This is a genomic window from Streptomyces sp. NPDC047525, assembly GCF_040643025.1.
In the GTDB taxonomy this organism is placed as follows: Bacteria; Actinomycetota; Actinomycetes; order Streptomycetales; family Streptomycetaceae; genus Streptomyces; species Streptomyces durmitorensis.
Window position 1 is genome coordinate 1 of the sequence record NZ_JBEYTL010000001.1, and the last position, 20,693, is coordinate 20,693.

Sequence of the window (20,693 nt, forward strand, 5' to 3'; positions counted from 1 at the left end):
GAGGTGAGGTGTTTGCGGTCGGAGTCCACCGTCCGCGCCACGAAGCTCGCCTCCGCGCCGATGGCCAGCGAGACGGGGTTGAAGGGCGCGTCCAGGGAGCCCATCGGCGTCGACTTGGTGATCTTGCCGACTTCGGAGGTCGGGGAGTACTGGCCCTTGGTGAGGCCGTAGATCCGGTTGTTGAAGAGCAGGATCTTCAGATTCACGTTGCGGCGCAGGGCGTGGATGAGGTGGTTGCCGCCGATGGACAGCGCGTCGCCGTCCCCGGTGACGACCCACACGCTCAAGTCCCGCCGCGATGAGGCGAGTCCGGTGGCGATGGCGGGGGCGCGGCCGTGGATGGAGTGCATCCCGTAGGTGTTCATGTAGTACGGGAAGCGGGAGCTGCAGCCGATGCCGGAGACGAAGACGATGTTCTCCTTGGCCAGGCCGAGTTCGGGCATGAAGCCCTGCACGGCCGCCAGGACCGCGTAGTCACCGCAGCCGGGGCACCAGCGCACCTCCTGGTCGGACTTGAAGTCCTTCATGGACTGCTTGGCCTCGGCCTTGGGCACGAGACGCAGGGCTTCAGCCGACATCGAGGACCTCCCGGACTGCGGTGGCGAGCTGTCCCGCGGTGAACGGCATTCCGTTCACCTGGGTGTGCGAGACGGCGTCGACGAGGTAACGGGCACGGACGAGCGCGGCCAGCTGGCCGAGGTTCATCTCCGGTATCAGGACGTGCTCGTAGCGCCGCAGGACTTCACCGAGGTTGGACGGGAAGGGGTTGATGTGCCGCAGATGAGCCTGCGCCACGGCGGCACCACCGCTCCTCGCCTCTCGCACAGCGGCGGTGATGGGGCCGTACGTGGAGCCCCATCCGAGGACCAGCAACCGCGCGTCCCCGCCGGGATCATCGACCTCCAGGGCCGGTACGTCGATGCCGTCGACCTTGGCCTGGCGGGTGCGGACCATGAAGTCGTGGTTGGCCGGGTCGTACGAGATGTTGCCCGTACCGTCCTGCTTCTCGATGCCGCCGATGCGGTGTTCGAGACCGGGCGTACCGGGGATCGCCCATGGACGGGCCAGTGTCTGCGGGTCGCGCTTGAAGGGCCAGAACACCTCGGTGCCGTCGTCCAGTGTGTGGTTGGGGCCTCGCGCGAACTGCACGCGCAGGTCCGGGAGTTCATCGACGTCCGGGATCAGCCATGGCTCCGAACCATTGGCCAGATAGCCGTCGCTCAAGAGGAAGACCGGCGTGCGGTAGGTGACCGCGATGCGGGCCGCCTCGATCGCCGCGTCGAAGCAGTCGGCGGGAGTCTTCGCTGCCACGATCGGCACCGGAGCCTCGCCGTTGCGTCCGTACATCGCCTGGAGCAGATCCGCCTGCTCGGTCTTGGTCGGAAGGCCGGTGGAAGGCCCTCCCCGCTGGATGTCCACGATCAGCAGCGGCAGTTCGAGCGAGACCGCGAGCCCGATGGTCTCCGACTTCAGCGCCACACCGGGCCCTGAGTTGGTGGTGACGGCGAGCGAACCGCCGAACGCGGCCCCCAGCGCGGCCCCGATCGCCGCGATCTCGTCCTCGGCCTGGAAGGTGCGCACGCCGAAGTTCTTGTGCTTGGACAGCTCGTGCAGGATGTCCGAGGCCGGAGTGATCGGATACGAGCCCAAGTAGAGCGGCAGATCCGCCTGTTGGCCCGCGGCGATCAGCCCGTACGACAGGGCGAGGTTCCCCGAGATGTTGCGGTACGTGCCCGCCGGGAACGCCGACGCCGCCGGCAGCACCTCGTAGGAGACCGCGAAGTCCTCCGTCGTCTCCCCGAAGTTCCAACCCGCCCGCAAAGCCGCGATGTTGGCTGCCGCGATCCCCGGCTTCTTCGCGAACTTCGTCCGCAGGAACTTCTCGGTGCCCTCGGTCGGACGGTGGTACATCCACGACAGCAACCCCAGGGCGAACATGTTCTTGCACCGGTCCGCATCCTTGCGCGACAGATCGTGGTCCTTGAGGGCCTCGACCGTCAGCGTCGTCAACGGCACCGGGTGCACTCTGTAGGCGTCAAGCGCGTTCCCGTCCAGGGGACTTGAGTCGTACCCGACCTTCTGCAGCGCCCGGCGCGTGAACTCGTCCGTGTTGACGATGATCTCCGCACCCCGCGGCACATCGCCGAGATTGGCCTTCAGTGCCGCCGGATTCATCGCCACCAACACGTTCGGGGCGTCGCCCGGCGTGAGGATGTCGTGGTCGGCGAAGTGGAGTTGGAAGCTGGACACACCGGGCAGGGTCCCCGCAGGGGCCCGGATCTCGGCCGGGAAGTTCGGCAGTGTCGACAGGTCATTGCCGAACGACGCCGTCTCCGAGGTGAACCGGTCACCCGTCAACTGCATGCCGTCACCCGAGTCACCCGCGAATCGGATGATCACCCGGTCCAGTCTGCGGACCGGTTTGCCGTGGGCGGTGTCCCGGACATGGGCGGTGGGCATTGCTCTCCGATCGTCTTGGGATGGGGGCGGAGCACGGGTCAGGAGGACCGCTCGGCGGGGAAGCCGTGGATTCGGGCCGCGAGCACCACGAGCAGCACCGGGATCATCAGGAGCAACACGCTCCACGGGAAGGAGGCCGTACCGAGGAGCCCGAGCAGGACACCACCGACGACACCGCCGGCGGCCATGGCCAGGTTCCACAGCGTGACGAGCATGGCCTGGGCCGCGTCGGCCGCTTCCTCGCCGCCCGCGTCACCGGCGGCCGTCTGCAGCAGGGTCGGCACTCCGCCCCACCCGAGGCCCCAGAGGGTCACGGCCGCGTAGACCAGGACCGGGCTGTCGGCCCAGACCGCGAGCAACGCGCCTGCGACGCCCACGAGGAGGGTGCTGCCCACGGTCAGTGCGCGCAGCCTCCGGTTGATGAGGCTGCCGACGGCCCAGATGCTGATGAGCGAGGCACCGCCGAAGACCAGCAGGACGACTTCGATGGAACCGCCCATGCCGATGTGCTCGAGGAAGGTCGCGACGTACGTGTAGAGGATGGTGTGGGCAAGGACGAAGACGAAGGTGACCACAAGGACGGGCCGCACTCCCGGCACGGACAGGGCCGGCAGCATCCGTGTCCTGGCCGCACTGCGCCGCCCCGGGTAGTCCGGGACCACCGCGACGATCCAGAGCAGCAGCACCGCGGTGAGCACCGTCATGGTCCAGAAGGCGATCTGCCAGCTGAAGGCCTTGCCGATCAGGGTGCCGGCGGGCACGCCCAGCGAGAGGGCCACGGGGATGCCGGCCATGGCGATGGCGATGGCCTTGCCCTGCAGGTGCGGGGGCGCCATGCGGCGGGCGTATCCGGCGAGCAGCGCCCAGGCGACACCGGCGGCGACGCCGGCGACGAAGCGCGCCACCATGGTCAGCGGGAAGTTGGTGGAGACCGCGGTGACCGTGTTGGCGACGGCGAAACCGGCCATGGCGGTGAGCAGCAGCTTCTTGCGCCGCCAGGCCTCGGTCGCGGCGGTCAGCGGGATCGCGGTGAGGGCGGTGCCCAGGGCGTAGACGGTGATGGTCTGCCCGGTCGCCGATTCGCTGACGCCCAGGTCCGCGCTCATGGCGGGCAGCACGCCGGCGGGCAGGGTCTCCGTGAGACTGGTGATGAAGACGGCCGTGGCCAGCGCGAGCAACGCCGAGAGGGGCAGTCGCGTGGGCGCGGACCGGCCGCGTGGTTCGGCGAGTTCGGTGGTGTCAGTGGTCATGACCGGGATTTCTCACCCTTCGTGTGTGGCGGTCGGGCCGGGGCGCCCGTGGTGCCCCGCGAGGAGGTGGCGCAGGCGCCGACGGCCGCGGTGCAGGCGGGAGTTGACGGTCCCGTGCGGGATGCCGACGAGGTCGGCGATCTCTTCGTAGGGCAGCCCTTCGATGTCCGCGAGATAGACGACGGTCCGGAAGTCGTCGGGGATCGACCGCATCGCCTGGCAGACGGCCGGGTCGGGGATCCACCTCATGACCTGTGCCTCGGCGGACGGCAGTCCGCCCGAGGTGTGCGACGCGGCGTTCACGAGCTGCCAGTCGGCGATCTCCGAGGTGGGCGCGCAGCGTGGCTCCAGCTGCTTCTTGCGGTACGAGGTCAGATAGATGTTGAGCAGGATCCTGGACAGCCAGGCCTTGAGGTTGGTGCCGGGGCGGAACTGGTGGAAGCTGCGGAAGGCGCGTGTGTACGCCTCCTGGACCAGGTCCTCCGCATCCGCGGGATGGCGGGTCAGCCTCAGGGCCTGGGCGTGCAGTTGAGGATGGAAGACGAGGGCGTCCCGCGCGAAGCGGGCCGAGCGCTGCTCGTCCGTCTCGGGTGCGAGGGCTGTGGTCTTGTCCGTCATCAGGATTCGGCTCCGGTGGTCATGCCGACTGCGGAAAGAGGGACGGAGCTTGGCTCACGGCCTCGCCGCCGGCCCTTCGTCACTGTGATTGCGGCGAACGCTTGTGTACGCGTCGCTGCACTCAGATTACATAGCAACTGTTCGGTTTTTAGGTCCTGCCTGCAAAGCCGCGCGACAATGGCAAGTTCAGGGAATACGACAGGAGTTCAGGAGCTCCGCGTGACCAGACCGAGCGGGGGACGATCGGCCCTGCCGGGCCCGACACCCGCCCCGCCCCTGCTCGGCCCCGGGAGGCGCGCGGCCTCGCGGCCACAGCCGATGCGGTAGCCGACGCCCCGCACCGTGACGATCCACTCGCCGGCGCCCAGCTTGGCGCGCAGGCTGCTGACGTGGGTGTCGATGGTGCGGCTCGACTCCGCGGCGTCACGCTCCCAGATCTTCACCATGAGCTCTTTGCGCGAGACGACCTTCTCGGGCCGCGTGGCCAGGCTGTAGAGCAGGTCGAACTCCTTGGCCGTGGCGTCTATCAGCCGGCCGTCCATCCGTATCTCCCGGCTTCTGCCGTCTATGTGGAGCGGATCCAGGGAGATCGAGCAGGGACCTTCCTGCCAGGGATAGGCGCGGCGCATCAGGGCTTCTATGCGGGCCAGCACCTCGCGGGAGCCGCAGGTCTTGACCACGCAGTCGTCGGCGCCCGCCTGAAGGGCGAGCACGCGGTCGAGTTCGGTGTCCCGCTCGGTGAACGTGATGACCGGGGTGGGCCCGTCGGCCCTGATGGCCCGGCAGATCTGAAGCCCGTCGACATCGGGCAGATCCAGGTCGAGCAGGACCAGGTCAGCGTTCTTGTGCAGGCGCAGTGCTTCGGTACCCGAGTCCACGCTCTCGGCGTCGTACCCCTGCCGCCGCAGTACGCGGGCAGTGGATTCGGCCCGCGCGGCGGACGCTTCTACCACAAGTACTCTCAACATCGCTTCCTCGTGTGGTGGCGGCTCTCTTAGGTCAGGCGCTCAGACCGAACCCGCCGTCGGCGTTTCCCGCGCGACTGCCGAGCCGGCTGTACGCGTACGCGGCGGAGGCCAGTGTCATGTGGTGGTGCCAGCCCGGGAACGAACGGCCCTCGAAGTCGAGAAGCCCGAAGTCCCGCTCCAGGGAGTCGATCGCGTCCGCCGTACCGGCACGCAGGCCGGTCAGACGCATCAGCCCCTCGACGTCATGGCCCACCAGATTGGTGATCCAGAGCCTGGGTTCGGAGATCTCCGTGGGGCGGCCCTCGGTGAAGAGGTGGTACGTGTGCCCCATGCCGGGCAGGCGCACCGGCCGGGACAGGAACTGGACCTGGCGGCGCCGGCCTTCCAAAGCGGGGAGCCACTGGCGCGCGCCGTTCCTGCGCACGAAGTCCCGCGCGGCACGGGCGCCTTGAGAAGCCGTCGTGTCATGTCGGACCGCCGTCGCCGATCGCGCGCTCGCGCCCTCGATGACCTGGAGGGTGGGGGGCACAGCGACGACGAACCGGTGTCGGCGCCTGCTCAGGCCGTGCAGCAGAGGCTCGACGTCGGTGCATTCGCTCATGTCGGCGACGACGGGCACGCGGGGCCCCGAGATGCGCGAGGCCATGGTGTCCACCAGGTTGAGCACCTGCGCCCACATCGGGCGGCAGTCGAGGGAATCCGGGATACGTGCGCGGGTCCGCAGGTCCACGTCCTCGGTCCACGCCTCGGGCAGCAGCAGCCGCCAGTCGACGGGGATCGCCTCGTCGTCCGACGCCACGAAGACGCCGGTGCCGACCTGGCAGTTGATGGTCTTACCCGCAGCGGACACGAAGCGGCGGTGCACCCCGCAGGAGTAGTCGCCCCGCTTGGGCAGGATGGCGTTGCCGATCGTCCATGCCCGTGGCTCCGTGCGCCTTTCGGCCAAGCGCGTCAGCTCACGCCGTGCCGGCCCCCACTCCCAGGGGCTCGCGTTGACGAACTGCTGCAGGGACATGGCCGCCGTGGGTGACCCGGACACGGTCGCGGCGATGCGCCGCACCGACTTCCGGCCGGGCGTGGAGAGCAGCCCCTGCAGATAGACCTCGGCCCAACGCCGCTGATCCGCTCGTGCCATATGGCCGAAGATCGCCTGTGCAAAGGAGGACACCGGTGCGCCTTGGGCCGACTCAAGCGGGCCGAACTCGTCGTGATCTGCCATTCCTGCTTACCTCCCCCTGGACGGCGCCCGCCGTCTCTGGCGGGGCGCCCTCCAAAAGCATAGCGAACGTTCGCTTTGTTTCTGAAGGCTCGTCCGCGACTTGGCCAAGTCCAGTCGCCACGTGGCCGTTTGCCATGCGTGGAGCCGGGGCAGAAGGGCGCGGAATCGCGCCATGATCGCCAAATGGCGAGCGCACTCTCGCAAGTCAGCCTTGCGTGGCGACGCCTCCCCCGCCCACGCTTCGGCCCAGCGATGAAGGCACCGACGGGCGGTGAGGCACTGTCAGCCAACCTCCCGACGCGGCCTGGGCCTCCACGGGCACCTGGCGTAAATTCGCTCCAGCAATGGACATGCCCAAGCATGCCGACACAATGGAGACCAGGAACACGCCGCGTCGACCGGTGGGTTGCCCAAGGACGTGGGACCTGCCCGGCCGCACTCCGCCGTGCTGCGCCTCCGGCGCCGCACCTCAGCACCACACGGGCCTCAACGGCCCGGCCCAGCCCCGCGTGGGTGGACATCCGGAGACAGCACATGGTGAAACAGCAAAGAGCCGCTCGCACCCGAGAAGCACTCGTCCAGGCAGCCGCAGCGGCCTTCGACTGCGTCGGCTACGAAGCAGCCTCCCTCGCCCAGGTCAGCAAGTCGGCCGGGATCTCGATGGGAGCCCTGACCTTCCATTTCCCGACGAAGGAACAGCTCGCGGTCGCGGTTCAGACACGCGGCGCGTGCGCCACGCGCATAGCGGCCGAACAGATCACCGCCGGAGCGGACCGGCCGCTGAGGTCCGTGGTCGACCTGACCCTCGAAGTGGCCCGACTGCTCGAGAAGGATGTCTCGGTGCGTGCGGCGGCCCGCCTCACCCGCGAGTGCCCACGGGTGGAGACCCCTTGGAGCGCCGTGTGGCTCCCCGCCGTCGAGGCACTGCTCGCCCAGGCCTCGGAAGAGGAGCTGCGACCGAACGTCGACCCCCAGGCGATCCTCACACTGACCTCCCACCTCATCGCCGGCACCGAGAACTACATCCGCTGGTGCGGCCTCGTGCCCGAGGAACGGGAGAGCGCACAGGAGCAGTTGTGCAGGCTGTGGCGGCTCGTGCTCCCCGGCATCTCGCAGGGCCCCAGCCCGCTGCCGTGAGCGGCGGCGGGGCCGTCTTCGCAGAACTACGCATGACCGCTTCGCAGAACGACGCATGGCCGCGGCGCGCCCGCAGCGCCGCGGCCATGCTCAGCCGTCCCCCAGGTGGCTGAGGGGGACGGCCGGTCTCAGAGGGACGCCGAGCCCGGCATCGGTGCGAGCGATTCGACCGCGAGGGTGCGGATCAGCGGCACCCCGTCCTCGACGACCACGGTCAGTGTCTGCGCCACGTCGAAGCCGAGCCGACGGCTGGCCGGGGTCGGCGGCCTCCACTCCGTGGCCTGCCAGTTGAGGTGTACGCCGACCTCGGCGCTCGGGCCGTCGCCCAGCCTGACCTCCACCACGGACAGAGCGCGGCGCTCGTCGAAGAAGCGGTGGGTGACCTCCTCGTACCAGGTGCGGAAGCCGTCCAACCCGGTGTAGGTGCCCTCGCGCTGCCTCAACGTCAGGCCGTCGGAGGCCAGCAGGGGCTGCACCTTCTCCACCGGGTCGTGGCGGTCGAGGGCCTCGAACCAGGACGCGACCAACTGGCGTACCGCCGACTCGGTGAGTTCCTTGCGGGGATCCGCCGCGTCCTGCGCTCGTTCCTGCAACGCCGCGGCCGCGCGCTCCAGACGGCGCAGCAGCGGGTGCGCCTCGAAGCCGTCGCAGCGCACCCCGACCCTGCGCAGCGCCCACCAGGCGCCGGCCAGGTTCGAGGTGAGCAGCACCCTGTCGGTGTCCCGCCCCAGCTCGTCCAGGGCCGCGAGGGTCGCCATGCCTGTGCCGGTGAACAACAGCGCGGAGTCCTTGGGGAGTTCACGCGCCCCCACCTGATCGATGATGCTCTCGGTCGTCACCTGGTAGGGGTCGAAGCGGTCGTCGCCTGCCGGGACGATCACGACCTCGTCGACCTCGATGCCTGCCGCCTCCCAGAACGCCCGGGAGGTCTCCGTCAGCCAGGGCTCGTAGGGCGAGACGAGCGTGAGACGGTCGAGGCCGAGCGTCTCGCAGGCGGCGAGGATGGTCTGCGTGGAGGACATGACCGGGTAGCCCACGCGCGCGCTGAGTTCCTCGCAGAACGCCCGGTCGCCCTCGGGCTCGAGAAGGTAGTGCGAGGCACTGCAGGCGACGACTGCCGCTTCCAGGCGCATCCCGCAGAACGCGGCCAGCGTGTCGGGAAGAGCGTCGTTCCATGCTTCCAGGGTTTCCCTGAGATTCTTTCCCTTGGCGCCCGGGAAACGAGATGTATAGACATTCATCCGGGCGCCGACAAGCCGGTTGAACTCCGGCTCGGCCGTGGGGTTTTCCGGGGGAACTATCACTCCGAGCCGCGGCACCTCGATCAGATCCATGGCAATGCCCCCAGTCGGTTGCGTTCGTTTCGGGTATCCAAATCGCTCGCCACCCTAGGCCAGAACACCACGGCCCAGGAAGCCTGTTCACGCGAATGACAGGCCTCCTGACCTACCTTTCTCCGATCTCGATTACTTCACTTCGACTTCACAAAACTTGACGTGGAGAGGACATCAGCGCCTTGACCCTGCCATCCGGAAAGGTGAGTCTAGAAAAGGGAGTTCGCACTCCGTCGGCCCGCAATAAGGGTCCAGCAGAAGGAGATTTCATAAATGGCGGTATCAGAGAAAGATGAGGGCCGGAGCACACGGCCGCTCCCGCACATATCCGATGCGACCTTGCGGGACTCCGCGCACATGGCCGGAGTCGAGTTCGGTGCCGAGGATGCCGCGGTGATCTCCGATCTTCTCGTGAAGACCGGCGTCGAACTGGTCGAGGTCGGCATGATCTCCGGACCGGGGAGCCGGGACGCCGAGCTGATCGAGGCCGTGCACGCGACGGTGGGGCCCGAGCACAGTCTGAGCCTGGTCGTGGTGAGGAACCGTCAGCAGGTGGCGAAGGCCCTGGACGAGGCCGTCCGTCTGGGCGTCAGGTCGGTGATGTTCTCCATCCCGACCTCCGAGGCCCACGCGCGGCTGAAGCTGGGCTCGCCGAGCGCCAAGTACCTCACCTCGTTGGCGTGTGCCGCCATCGAGGGGGCCAAGGACCGTGGTCTGCACGTCACGTTCAGCGGCGAGGACGGTGCCCGCACCCCCGCCGACCGTCTGGTCCCCTACGTGGAGGCCGGGTTCGCGGCCGGCGCCGACCGGTTCCGGCTCGCCGAGACCGTCGCCCATCTGTCGCCCTGGCAGATGGAGGAGCAGATCGCGCATCTGACCGCCATCGATGGCGCCGAGATCGAGATTCACTCGCACAACATGCTGGGCATGGCCGTGGCCAACTCCCTCGCGGCCTATCGCGCGGGCGCCGAGTGGATCTCGTGCACCGTGTCGGGCATCGGCGAACGCGGCGGCAACGCTCCTCTGGCCGAACTGCTCACCTCGCTGCGGGTCGTCCACGGCGACGAGCGCTTCGACCTGACGCACCTGACCGACCTGTCGCGCGCGGCGCTCAAGGGCTCGGGGCTCGGGGATTCCTTCCAGTCGGGCCCGACCACCGAGCACGCCTTCGCGTACGAACTGCCGGGCCAGCTCAGCAATCCGGACGCCTACGAGACGCTGCCGCCGGAAGTCGTCGGCAACTCCCGTGAGCTGCGCGTCCGTACCCGCATCACCCCGGCCCTCGTCGCCTGGGCGCTGGCCGACGACCAGGGCCTCGACATCGACGTGGACGCCTTCGCCGACTGGCTCACCGCCCGGCAACAGGAGCACGGACGGCCGCTGCTCGACCGCAGCGCGATCCGCAAGTTCGCCGTCGACTTCCCGTCCCGCTGAGCGCCGTTCCACCGCATCCACACCACATCAACGGAGAGAACATGACCACCGCTGCCACCCTCACCGGCATCTGCCCCGAGTGCGAGACCGACCTCACCACACCGCCGATGGTCAACGGCGAGACCTTGTCCTGCCCGGAGTGCATGCTCACCCTCCGCGTCGACGGCGTGGCCGAGGGGACGCTGTCGCTCCAGATGGTCGAAGTGCAACTGCGCGACTGGGGCCAGTGACCACCGACGCGTAGGAGGAGACCAACTCCATGGGCGGCAAAGTTGCCATCGTCGCGGACCGGATCGGCTGGGAAGAACGCCTGCTGATCAAGTCCGCACCGGACCTCGGCCTGCAGATCGAATGGGCCAACGACGAGTCCCTGTGCCTCGGGCACGCGGACGCACCGTCGATCAACGCGTACGACGCCGTACTGATCCGCAGCCGCAGCTACACCCGTGGCGGGCTGCTCGCCACCCTCGCCGAGTCGGCGGGCATGCCCACGCTGAACTCGGCCGCCGCGATCCACGCCTGCGAGAACAAGCTCGAACTGCGCACCCTGCTGCGCGACGCGGGCGTCCCGGTCGCGGACTTCCGGCTCGTGCTCTCCCGCCGGGACTTCGAGCGGGCCCTCGACGAACTGCACGTGCCGGTCGTGCTCAAACCTGTGTTCGGCGGCATGGGCAAGCGGGTCACACTGATCCGCGACGCCGACACGGCACAGTCCGTGTACGACTACGTCGAGGACCTCGGGCACGGCTTCGAACAGGCCGCTCTGGTGGAGCCGTACCTCGCCGACGGCACGTCGGTGCGCTGCTTCGTCGTCGGCCGCGAGCTGATCGCCGCCGCAGAGTTCGAGAGCGCCGGGGGCGACTGGCGCAGCAACGCCGCGCTGGGCAACCAGAGCCGGGCGCTCGCCCACGACCCCGACGTCATGAAGGTCGTCGACGGCGTGGTGGACCGGCTGGGCCCCGGGATCTACGGGATCGACCTGTTCCGCACAGCGCACGGCCCCGTCGTCAACGAGGTCAATCACGCGCCGGCGTTCCGGGCGGTCGCCACGGCGACCGACGCGGACATCCCGGCCTCCATCGTTCGCTATGTGCAGGAGACCCTCGCATGATCCGTGTGGGAATAGTCGGCGCCTCAGGGTTCGCCGGCGGCGAGCTGATCAGGCTCGTCACCCAGCACCCCGACCTCGAACTGACCTTCCTGGGCGGCTCGTCGAACATCGGGCGGCGCCCCTCCGAGCTGCACCCCGGGCTCCGCCTCGACCTGGGCCTGGCCATCGAGGCCGTGACCGACGACGTGGCGGACCGCTGCGACGTGGTGCTGCTCGCCACGCCCGCTCCGGTCTCCGCCGAGCTCGCCGCACGGCTTGCCGACCGGGTCTCCTGCGTCATCGACCTCAGCGGCGCCTTCCGTATCCGTACCCCTGAGCTGCACGCGCGCTGGTACCCGAAGGTGGCGCGCTCCACCGACCTCGCCGACCGCTTCGTGTACGGCGTGCCGGAGCTGATCGGGGACCAGCTGGCCGACGCGGCGCTGATCTCGCTGCCCGGCTGCTATGCGACCGCCATCACCCTGGGGCTCGCGCCGCTGGTCCTCTCGCTCGGGCTCGACCTCAAGACCGTGCTCGTGGACGGCAAGTCCGGCTCCAGTGGCGGCGGTCTGCAGATGCGCACCACCGATCTGCACCCGCTGCGCAACGGCGCCATCGCCCCGTACGCCCCGACCGGGCACCGGCACGCGGCGGAGGTGTCCGACTTCCTTGAGCGCGCCAAGCCGGGGCAGATCGGCTCGCTGACCATGTCGGCGTACGGCGTCTCGCACGTGCGTGGGCTGCTGGCAAGCACCTATGTCTTCACGGATGACGCCGTGGATCCCCGTGAGCTGCAGCGTGCCTACCTCCGGTTCTACAAGCAGCACCCGTTCGTGCGGGTGCGGCGGCACACCGAGACGCTGATCCCGGTGCCCGACCCGCAGGCGGTGCTCGGCTCCAACTACTGCGACGTGACGGTGCTTCCCGACACCGAAGGGGACCGCATCGTCGTGCTCGCCGCCCTCGACAACCTCGTGAAGGGCTCGGCGGGCCAGGCCGTCCAGGCGCTCAACCTGCGCTTCGGACTGGCCGAGGAGACCGGTCTTGGCATGCAGCCGGTGATGCCGGCATGACGACGCTCATGGAGAAGCCCCTCGGTCCCCGGTCCGGGACCGACGTGGCCACGCAGACCCCGACCGTGGTCAAGCTGGGCGGCAGCTGCCTGGACGACATGGCGGACTCCTGGTGGGACGACCTGGTCGCGCACGGCCAGGAGCGGCCCCTGGTCCTGGTGCACGGCTGGTCCAAGCCGCTCAAGCAGCTGAACGCCCGCTACACGGAGCCCTCGGCGATCCTGCGGGACCGCTACGGCAACCAGAGCCGGTGGACGACGCCCGAGGTGATCGCCGACATCAAGACGGTCAGCGCCAAGCTCGGCGACGACATCATCCGGCGCCTTCAGCGGCGCGGCCTGACGGCGGAGCGCGTCCTCGGCAGCGACGGCCTGGTACAGGCGGGCGAGGGCGAGCGCTGGTGGTGGCGCGACAAGCAACTGGTCGAGCTGGACAACCTCGTCGGGCCCATCACCGGTGTGGATCCCGGGCAGTTGGCGAACCTGAGGTCCGGGCACTGCTGCATCGTCACCCCGCTGGCCCGCAACACCGCGGGCCAGGAGGTGAACACCGACGCCGACCGGGCCGCCGCCGCCGTCGCGGCGGCCACCGCGGCCACCGCCCTGACCCTCGTCACCGACGTGCCGCATCTGCTCATCGACGGAACGCCGGTACGGCAGATCTGCGCGGCGGAGGCCGCCAGGTTCCGCGACCACGGCGCCACCGGCGGCATGCGCAAGAAGCTGCGTGCGGCGGGCGAGGCCCTGGAACGCGGCGTCGGCCGCGTGCACATCGGCAGCGCGCCCGTGTCGCAGATGCTCGCCGCCCGCACCGGCACCGTCATCACCCGCGAGCGCGCCGACACCGTCCGGGCGTGAACCAAGACCAGCGAGAGGAGCGGAATTCGTGGCGACGTCCAGGGTTCTAGTGGTCAACAACGGGACGCTGTCCTTGAAGCAGCTGCGCCGGCGGTTCGAGGAGCTCGGCTCCGAGACCGACACGGTCGACGCGGCCTCGGTGCCGACGAGCGTCGGCTCCCGCTACCAGGCGATCGTGCTCAGCGGCACGAAAGTGCGCGCGTACGACGGCGAGTTCTACAAGCCGCTGATCGACCTGGTGCGGTCCGCGGACGTGCCGGTCCTCGGGATCTGCGGCGGCATGCAGATCATCGCGGTGGCGCACGGCGGGCGGCTGAAGGAGGGAGAGCAGCGGGTCGGCGGCCACGAGGCGCACGTCGATCCACAGGATCCGCTGTTCTCGTACGTGAAGCCGACAGTGACGGTCTTCCACCGGCACACCCTGTACCTGCAGGAGGCCCCCGAGGGCTTCCGCACGATCGGCCGGTCCGAGCACGCCCCGGTGGAGTTCCTGCGCTCGGACGACGGCCGCGTCTACGGCGCGCAGGCCCATCTGGAGTTCCGCAGGGACGGCGCGGAGATCCTGCGCGGCTTCGCGGACCTGTACCGGTGAGCGCGGTGTGGGCGGCGCCCCACCCCCGTATCGAAATGGCCCAACCCCGTATCGACATGGATCAAGAGGTCCCCTGGCAATGAGCGTTCTGACCGAAATCCCCGCCGAGGTGCGGACTTCCCGTGCCGAGGAGACGCGAGGGACTCAAGAGCCCGCGTTCACGGTGTCGTTGAACGGCAGTGGCGGGCCTCTCAAGGGCTGGGTGGTCGTCGACACCCTCGTCGACTCCCTCGCCATGGGCGGCACCCGGATGACCGCGGACGTCACCGAGGAAGAGGTACGCGGCCTGGCCCGCGGCATGACCCACAAGCTGACGCTGGTCGGCCTGCCCATCGGCGGCGCCAAGGCGGGCATCGTCTCCGACGGCTCGAACCGTGAGCAGACGCTGCGCACCTTCGGCCGCACCGTCGCTCCGCTGCTGCACGGCGGCCTGCACCTGGGCTGCGACCTCGGGGTGACCCCGGCCGACCGGGCGGTGTTCTTCGACGAGGCCGGCTACGACCCGCGCCGCAAGAACCGCGCCGTGGACATGCCCTACGACTGGCGCGCCTACTACGAGCCGCTGGTGGACTGCACCGGCCACGGCGTGGGAGTGGCCACGGTCGCCGCCCTGGAGGAACTGCACCCCGAGGGAGGCGCGCGCCGCGTCGTCATCCAGGGCTTCGGCACCGTGGGCCGTTCGGTGGCGCGGTTCCTCGAGGACCGCGGCCACCGTGTCGTGGGGGTCGCCGATGTCGAGGGCACCATCAGCGCCGAGCGGCTGCCGGTCGCCGATCTGCTCGCCCTCACCGACGGCTTCGGCCGGATCGACCGCGGCCGGCTTCCTGAGCACGTCACGGTGTCGAGCGCACCGGACGCCTGGCTGGACGTGGACGCCGACGTGCTGATCCTCGCCGCCAACCACAACGCCCTCAACTCGGCCAACGCGCACCGCCTCCGGGCCGGCCTGGTCGTCGAGGGCGGCAACATCACCGTCAGCCCCGAGGCCCGCCTGAAGCTGGCCGTGGCCGGAGCCACCCTGGTGCCCGACGTGGTCGCCAACGTGGGCGGCGCGGCCGCCGCCGGACTGGCCCTCGCCCGGATCGTGCCCTTCGAGCTGCCGTCGGAGCAGCGCAAGAACTGGGTCTTCGACTGGGTCGGCTCCCGGGTGCGCCAGAACACGAAGGATCTCCTCGAGATCGCCGCGGCCACGGGCCAGGACCCGCTGCCGTCCCTGCTCACCGCCCGCAGGAAGGACCACCGATGACTGCCCCGGCTCTTGGGACATCGACGTTCGACAAATCCCCCGTGGTAAGCGGGGCACGCCCGGTCAAGGACATCCCCGTGGTCGACGGGGTCCTGATGATGCGGCAGAACATGCCGACCGTCACGATCACCGACCCGCTGCCCGACGACCGCGCGGCCCGGGAGGCGCTGTACTACCAGCGTGGCTGGTGGCGCGAGGAGACGTTCCTCGACGACCTGCGGCGCCAGGCCCGGATCCGTCCGCACAAGCTGGCGATGGCCGCGCGGCGCCTGCGCGAGGCCCGCACCGACACCCTCGACTACATCGAACTGCGCCAGCTGACCGACCGGTTCGCCGGCGGCCTGGTCGAACTCGGCGTCAAGCCGGGTGACTTCGTGGCGGTGCAGCTTCCCAACCGCTGGGAGATGGTGCCGCTCCTGTACGCGTGCATCCGCGTCGGCGCGGTGATCTGCCCGATCGGCCCGACCACCCCCGAGGACGCCCTGCGGCACCGGCTCACCCTCACCCAGGCCCGGGTGCTCATCACCGTCTCGGAGTGGGAGGGCACGGCGCTCGCCAAGAGCGCGGTCGCACTGCGCGAGGAGCTCGACTCCCTGCACCACGTGGCGGTCGTCGACGGCCACCCGCCGGAGGGTGCCATCGACTTCCGCGACCACTTCGTGGACCACCTCTGGGAGAACGTGCACGACGACGATCTGGACGGTCTGGAGCTGAAGCCCGACGACCCGTTCGTGGTCCTCTTCACCTCCGGCACCACGGGTGAGTCCAAGGGCGTGCTGCACAGCCAGAACACCATCCACTCGGCGATCCGCGGATACGTCGACACCTTCCTGCTCGACGAGCACCTGGTGGCCGCCGTGACCACCCCGCTGGTGCACTACTCGGGCTTCGGCCAGGGCGTGCTCGCCAGCATCATGCTGGGCGGCACCATCGCCTTCCAGGACCACCGCAAGAACGAGGCGCTGCTCGACCTGGTGCAGAAGTACGGCGCGACGCTCCTGTACGGCCCGCCGCCGACCCTCACCGACATCGCCCAGTCCCAGCGCACCGAGCCGCGCGACGTGTCCACCCTGCGTCATGTGGTGACCGGTTCGGCGCAGGTCCTTCAGCCGCTGGTGGACGACCTGCGCGAGACGCTCGGTGCGCGCACGTACTCACTGTGGGGCATGTCCGAGAACGGCCCGGTGACCATCACGAAGCTCGACTACAACCAGGACTGGGCCGCGCACAGCAACGGCCGTCCGATCGACGCGATGGAGATCCGGATCGACAAGTGCCTCAACCCCACGGAGCGGGCCCCCGTCGGCCGGCTCAGGGTCCGCGGTGCCTCGCAGGCACTCGGCTACTTCAAGCGCGAGGCCGAGTACCAGGAGAAGATGCTCGACGACCAGTGGTTCGACACCGGTGACGTGGCGCGCGACGACGGCCGGGGCGGCATCCGCATCCTGTGCCGCGCCAGCGACGCGATCAAGCGGGACGGCATGGTCGTGCCGATGGCGGAGATCGAGTCCATCGTCAACCGGCACGAGAAGGTCGCCGAGGCCGTCCTGGTCGGCCCGTCGGGCCGGGTCGAGGACCCGATACTCGTGGTGGTCGTGCCCCGTGGCGACGAGCTGCCCTCCCTCGACGAGCTCCGTGCGCACCTGCGCGATGCGGACATGGACGAGCGGTTCCTGCCGGAGCGGCTCGAGGTGATCGACACCCTGCCCAAGACCCTGACGGGCAAGGTCCGCAAGGCCACGCTGCGCCAGATGTACGGCGAGGGGTGAGCGCCGTGCCCGCACAGGTGTCCATGTCCGCGACGCTCGCGGCCGACGAGGCCATCGCGCTCCGTCGCCGGGCCGGCCAGCAGGTCATCGCGATGACCAGCGGCGAGATCGGTCTGCCGGTCCACCCCGCGCTGCGGGCGAGGCTCGCCGAAGCCGCGGACCGGGCCTCCTACGGTCCGGTCGCCGGCAGCCTCGCCCTGCGCACGGCCGCCGCCGGCTACTGGCGGCGCCGGGGCCTGCTCACGGACCCGGACCTGGTGGTGTGCGGGCCGGGCAGCAAGCCGCTGCTCTTCGCGCTGGTGCTCGCCGTCGGGGGTGACGTGGTCATCCCCGTGCCCGGCTGGGTCAGTTACGCGGCGCACGCCCGGCTCGCCGGGGTCCGGCCGCTGCCGGTGCCGATCCTGCCGGGCCAGGGCGGCGTGCCCGATCCCGGTCTGCTGCGCGAGACGGTCACGGCCGCACGGGCCGCCGGACACGATCCGCGGTCCGTGGTGGTCACCCTGCCGGACAACCCGACCGGCACCGTCGCCTCGCCCGAGACCGTACGGCGTCTGTGCGAGGCGGCCAGGGACCTGGACCTCGTCATCATCTCCGACGAGATCTACTGCGACCTGGTCTTCGACCCCGCGACCAAGATCGTCTCGCCCGCCCGGTTCGTGCCCGAACGAACCGTCGTGACCACCGGGTTGACCAAGAACCTGGCCGTGGGCGGCTGGCGGCTCGGTGTCGCCCGGCTGCCCGCGGGGGAGAACGGGCTCGCACTGCACAGCCGGCTCGTGGGCATCGCCAGTCAGCTCTGGTCGAGCGCGGTGGCGCCGGTCCAGGAGGCAGCGGCGTACGCCTTCGGTGAGCCCCCGGAGATCGTCGAGCGGGTGGCCGCGAGCAGACGGCTGCACGCGGCGGTGGCCGGGGCCATGGCAGAACGGTTCGCGGCGGCGGGAGCGATCCTCGCGCCGGTGCGGGCGACCTGCTATCTGTACCCGGACTTCGCGCCGCTGCGTACCCACCTGGTGCGGGCCCACGGGGTGCACACGGGCTCGGAGCTGGCCCAGTTCCTGGTCGAGCGGCACGGTGTGGGCGTACTGCCTGCGAGCGCGTTCGGCGAACCCTCGGCGACGCTGCGCATCAGGGCCGCGACGAGCCGGCTGTACGGCGACACCGACGAGGAGCGCGACATCGCTCTCGGGGCAGCCGATCCCACCGCGCTGCCCTGGATCCGGTCGTCGCTCGACCGGGTCGAGGACGTACTCGGCGATCTGACCGGTCCCGCGTCCGACCGGCCGCACACGGCCTGAACCACCCCGCGCCACCGCATGCCGGGGGACCTTCCCCCGGCCCCCGGCATGCGGTACCCCACGCGGGCGTTCCCGGGCCCCTCTCCCCCATCCCGCCCTTCCTGGGCTCCCTTACTTCACGGGCTTTGCTGCCGACGGCCGTTGGAGGGCCGTACACCATGTCAATTCTCTTCGAATGCGAGTACGAGGGCGAGCGCTACGCGGGCTTCACGCGGCCTGTCCCCGGCCAGGAGCTGGCCCTCTACAAGGTGTCCCCCGGCCAGGTGCAGGCGGCGATCATCGCCGAGGGCGGTGCACGGGCGGCCGTCAGGGCCCTCACCCGTGAGATCGCGCCCGTCACGGTCGACGGAGCCGCCGAGCTGCGCACGCTGCCGCCGCTGCTGCCGACCGGCGGCGACACCGCCCTGGTGAGCGGTTTCATGCGGACGCACAAGTCCAAGTACGAGGACGAGCCGACCGAGGCGACCGAGTTCGTGGCGCCCAACTGGTTCTTCAAGGGCTTCGGCGGCTGGCTGCGGATGCCGGACCAGACGCTGACGGTGCCCGCGAAGGCGGTGGCCCTGATCGAGGAGCCCGAGGTCGCGCTCGTCTACGTCAACGACGACGAGGGCACCCCGCACTACGCGGGCTACACCTTCGCCAACGACCTGTGCGACATCGGCCTGCACCGGCAGAACCCGGGCTGGAACCCGTACTGCAAGCTCTGCGACACCTCGATCACGCCCTGGCTGTTCCTGGACGAGCCGCCGCGGACGGTGACCGGCACGACCGTCATCGAGCGCGGGGGCGTCGCCGCCTGGCAGGGCACCTTCGACTGCGGTGCGGACGCCCTGTACTTCAAGGTCCAGGACATGGCGGACAACCTCTTCGAGTACCCGGCCCTGCGCCGCCCCGGGCTGGTCAACTACGTCCTCCTGGGCGCCGACGAGGCCAGCTTCCACGACGGCTTCCGGATCGCCGACGGCGACCGGATCAAGATCGACGTGAAGAGCCATGACGTCACGCTGGCCAACCCCGTCCGCTTCGGTGGCACACCCGGCACGGAGTAGCGCAAGGCGCCCCCAGCCAGGGGGCACTACCCGAGGAGTCGCCGTTCCATGAGTACCGAAGACTTGGCCAGACCGTCCGACCACACCACCGCGCCGGCCGCCGTGCGGGCCGCGGCGCCCGGTGGCGCCCGGGGCCGGAGCAGGCTTCCGACCTTGACCGGGCTGCGCTTTCCCGCCGCCCTGCTGGTGTTCCTGTTCCATGCCGCACTGCCGCTCTCGGACATGCGGGTGTTCGCCGACGACGGCGTGGCGGACGTGTTCTATGCCTTCGCCGCGCAGTCGGGCGGTCTGGGTGTCACCTTCTTCTTCGTCCTCAGCGGCTTCATCCTGACCTGGTCGGCCCGTGAGGGCGACCCCGCGCGGGCGTTCTGGCGGCGTCGCTACGCCAAGATCGTGCCGGTCTACCTGGTGTCGTGGCTCCTCGCCCTCCTCCTCGTCGACCTGTCCGCCGCCAAGTGGTGGCAGGGCGGGGCCACGCTGTTCATGGTCCAGTCGTGGATCCCTGACGTCACCACCAACTTCGCGGTCAACAACCCGGGTTGGTCGCTCTCCACCGAGGCGTTCTTCTACCTCTGCTTCCCCGCCATCTACCTGGCGGTCCGTCGCATACCGGCGTACCACCTGAAGTACTGGCTGGCCGCAACCGTCGCCGTGATCGCGGCCACGCCGCTGATCACCTACACGCTGATCCCGCTCGGCACCGAGGTCGTGCCGAACGAACCGGCGAACTCGGCCAACTACTTCTGGTTCGCCTACATCTTCCCGCCCGCGCGGCTGCTGGACTTCCTGCTCGGCATCCTCGTGGCGCGCGCCGTGCTGGCCGGCCGCTGGCGCAACATCGGCATGCTCTGGTCCGGGGTGCTGCTCGTCACGACGTACGTCGCCGCCTCCTTCACACCGCTCCTGTACGGGCTTCGCGTGATGTGCGTCGTCCCCGCCGCGCTGCTCATCGCGGCCGGCGCGATGGCGGACGCGGAGGGAAGGCGCACCCTGTTCAGCGGCCGCACGGCCACCTGGCTCGGCGAGGTCTCCTTCGCCTTCTACCTGGTGCACTACACGGTCCTGACCCTGGTCCGCGAGCTCCTCGGCGACCGGATGCTCACCACCGCACTGGGCATCGCGGTGCTGGTCGCCGAGGTCGCGGTGTCGCTGCTGATCTCCTGGGCGATGTACGCGTGGGTGGAGCGTCCGCTGACCCGCAGATGGTCGAAGCCGCGAAAGGCCATGCCCCGCACGCCAGTTGCGTGACCCAGGTCACCGCGGGGTGCGGACCGCCTGCCATCGCCGACCGGTTGAAGCAGT

At 69.8% G+C, this 20,693-nt stretch carries 19 protein-coding genes; 12 read left to right on the forward strand and 7 right to left on the reverse strand.

All coding sequences use genetic code 11. From position 1 onward, the window contains the following. From ABZ833_RS00005 to ABZ833_RS00030, 6 genes are all read right to left on the reverse strand, one after another. A partial coding sequence (locus ABZ833_RS00005; protein ID WP_361038806.1) for a 2-oxoacid:ferredoxin oxidoreductase subunit beta occupies positions 1-578 on the reverse strand: 578 nt, incomplete at its 3' end. Then, on the reverse strand, positions 568-2,460 hold the full coding sequence (locus tag ABZ833_RS00010; protein ID WP_361038808.1) for a 2-oxoacid:acceptor oxidoreductase subunit alpha: 1,893 nt from the start codon (positions 2,458-2,460) through the stop codon (positions 568-570). The genes ABZ833_RS00010 and ABZ833_RS00005, both read right to left, overlap by 11 nt. Positions 2,461-2,498: 38 nt before the next feature. Next, the gene (locus ABZ833_RS00015; protein ID WP_361038811.1) at positions 2,499-3,710 is read right to left on the reverse strand and encodes an MFS transporter; all 1,212 of its coding nucleotides are present in this window, start codon (positions 3,708-3,710) and stop codon (positions 2,499-2,501) included. 12 nt (positions 3,711-3,722) lie between these two features. Continuing rightward, positions 3,723-4,328, reverse strand: a complete 606-nt coding sequence (locus ABZ833_RS00020; RefSeq protein WP_361038814.1) for a sigma-70 family RNA polymerase sigma factor — start codon at positions 4,326-4,328, stop codon at positions 3,723-3,725. 206 nt (positions 4,329-4,534) lie between these two features. Then, entirely contained in the window at positions 4,535-5,296 is a 762-nt protein-coding gene (locus ABZ833_RS00025; protein WP_361038817.1) for a response regulator transcription factor, read from the reverse strand. Positions 5,297-5,327: 31 nt separating this feature from the next. Then, a complete protein-coding gene (locus tag ABZ833_RS00030; RefSeq protein ID WP_361038820.1) occupies positions 5,328-6,515 on the reverse strand; it encodes a transposase in 1,188 nt (395 codons plus the stop codon). A gap of 534 nt (positions 6,516-7,049) precedes the next feature. On the opposite strand from ABZ833_RS00030, the gene ABZ833_RS00035 reads away from it, so the two are divergent. Further along, positions 7,050-7,652, forward strand: coding sequence for a ScbR family autoregulator-binding transcription factor (locus ABZ833_RS00035; RefSeq protein WP_361038822.1), 603 nt, complete (start codon positions 7,050-7,052; stop codon positions 7,650-7,652). 128 nt (positions 7,653-7,780) lie between these two features. On the opposite strand, the gene ABZ833_RS00040 is transcribed toward ABZ833_RS00035, so the two are convergent. Next, a complete protein-coding gene (locus ABZ833_RS00040; protein WP_361038825.1) occupies positions 7,781-8,986 on the reverse strand; it encodes a nuclear transport factor 2 family protein in 1,206 nt (401 codons plus the stop codon). A 273-nt stretch (positions 8,987-9,259) separates the two neighbouring features. On the opposite strand from ABZ833_RS00040, the gene ABZ833_RS00045 reads away from it, so the two are divergent. From ABZ833_RS00045 to ABZ833_RS00095, 11 genes are all read left to right on the forward strand, one after another. Continuing rightward, a complete protein-coding gene (locus ABZ833_RS00045) occupies positions 9,260-10,420 on the forward strand; it encodes a LeuA family protein (RefSeq protein WP_361038828.1) in 1,161 nt (386 codons plus the stop codon). A 41-nt stretch (positions 10,421-10,461) separates the two neighbouring features. Further along, positions 10,462-10,650: a lysine biosynthesis protein LysW gene (locus ABZ833_RS00050; protein ID WP_361038831.1), complete on the forward strand. Its 189-nt coding sequence runs from the start codon at positions 10,462-10,464 to the stop codon at positions 10,648-10,650. 29 nt (positions 10,651-10,679) lie between these two features. Then, positions 10,680-11,531 (forward strand): RimK family alpha-L-glutamate ligase, encoded by an 852-nt coding sequence (locus tag ABZ833_RS00055; protein WP_361038834.1) that lies wholly within the window; start codon positions 10,680-10,682, stop codon positions 11,529-11,531. After that, positions 11,528-12,583 carry an N-acetyl-gamma-glutamyl-phosphate reductase gene (argC, locus tag ABZ833_RS00060; protein ID WP_361038837.1) on the forward strand — a complete coding sequence of 352 codons (1,056 nt, stop codon included), beginning with the start codon at positions 11,528-11,530 and terminating at the stop codon, positions 12,581-12,583. The genes ABZ833_RS00055 and argC overlap by 4 nt, the downstream gene beginning before the upstream one ends. Before the next feature lie 8 nt (positions 12,584-12,591). Then, a complete protein-coding gene (locus ABZ833_RS00065) occupies positions 12,592-13,440 on the forward strand; it encodes an acetylglutamate kinase (protein ID WP_361041241.1) in 849 nt (282 codons plus the stop codon). Positions 13,441-13,468: 28 nt separating this feature from the next. Further along, positions 13,469-14,032, forward strand: coding sequence for a gamma-glutamyl-gamma-aminobutyrate hydrolase family protein (locus tag ABZ833_RS00070; protein ID WP_361038840.1), 564 nt, complete (start codon positions 13,469-13,471; stop codon positions 14,030-14,032). 79 nt (positions 14,033-14,111) lie between these two features. Beyond that, positions 14,112-15,278, forward strand: a complete 1,167-nt coding sequence (locus ABZ833_RS00075) for a Glu/Leu/Phe/Val dehydrogenase dimerization domain-containing protein (RefSeq protein ID WP_361038843.1) — start codon at positions 14,112-14,114, stop codon at positions 15,276-15,278. Positions 15,279-15,319: 41 nt separating this feature from the next. Continuing rightward, complete coding sequence (locus tag ABZ833_RS00080; protein ID WP_361038845.1) at positions 15,320-17,047, forward strand: AMP-binding protein; 1,728 nt, start codon at positions 15,320-15,322, stop codon at positions 17,045-17,047. Positions 17,048-17,070: 23 nt separating this feature from the next. After that, positions 17,071-18,342 carry a pyridoxal phosphate-dependent aminotransferase gene (locus ABZ833_RS00085; protein ID WP_361041244.1) on the forward strand — a complete coding sequence of 424 codons (1,272 nt, stop codon included), beginning with the start codon at positions 17,071-17,073 and terminating at the stop codon, positions 18,340-18,342. A 158-nt stretch (positions 18,343-18,500) separates the two neighbouring features. Then, positions 18,501-19,391 (forward strand): fumarylacetoacetate (FAA) hydrolase, encoded by an 891-nt coding sequence (locus ABZ833_RS00090; protein ID WP_361038847.1) that lies wholly within the window; start codon positions 18,501-18,503, stop codon positions 19,389-19,391. A 48-nt stretch (positions 19,392-19,439) separates the two neighbouring features. Beyond that, positions 19,440-20,639, forward strand: a complete 1,200-nt coding sequence (locus ABZ833_RS00095) for an acyltransferase (RefSeq protein WP_361038850.1) — start codon at positions 19,440-19,442, stop codon at positions 20,637-20,639. Positions 20,640-20,693 lie beyond the last annotated feature (54 nt).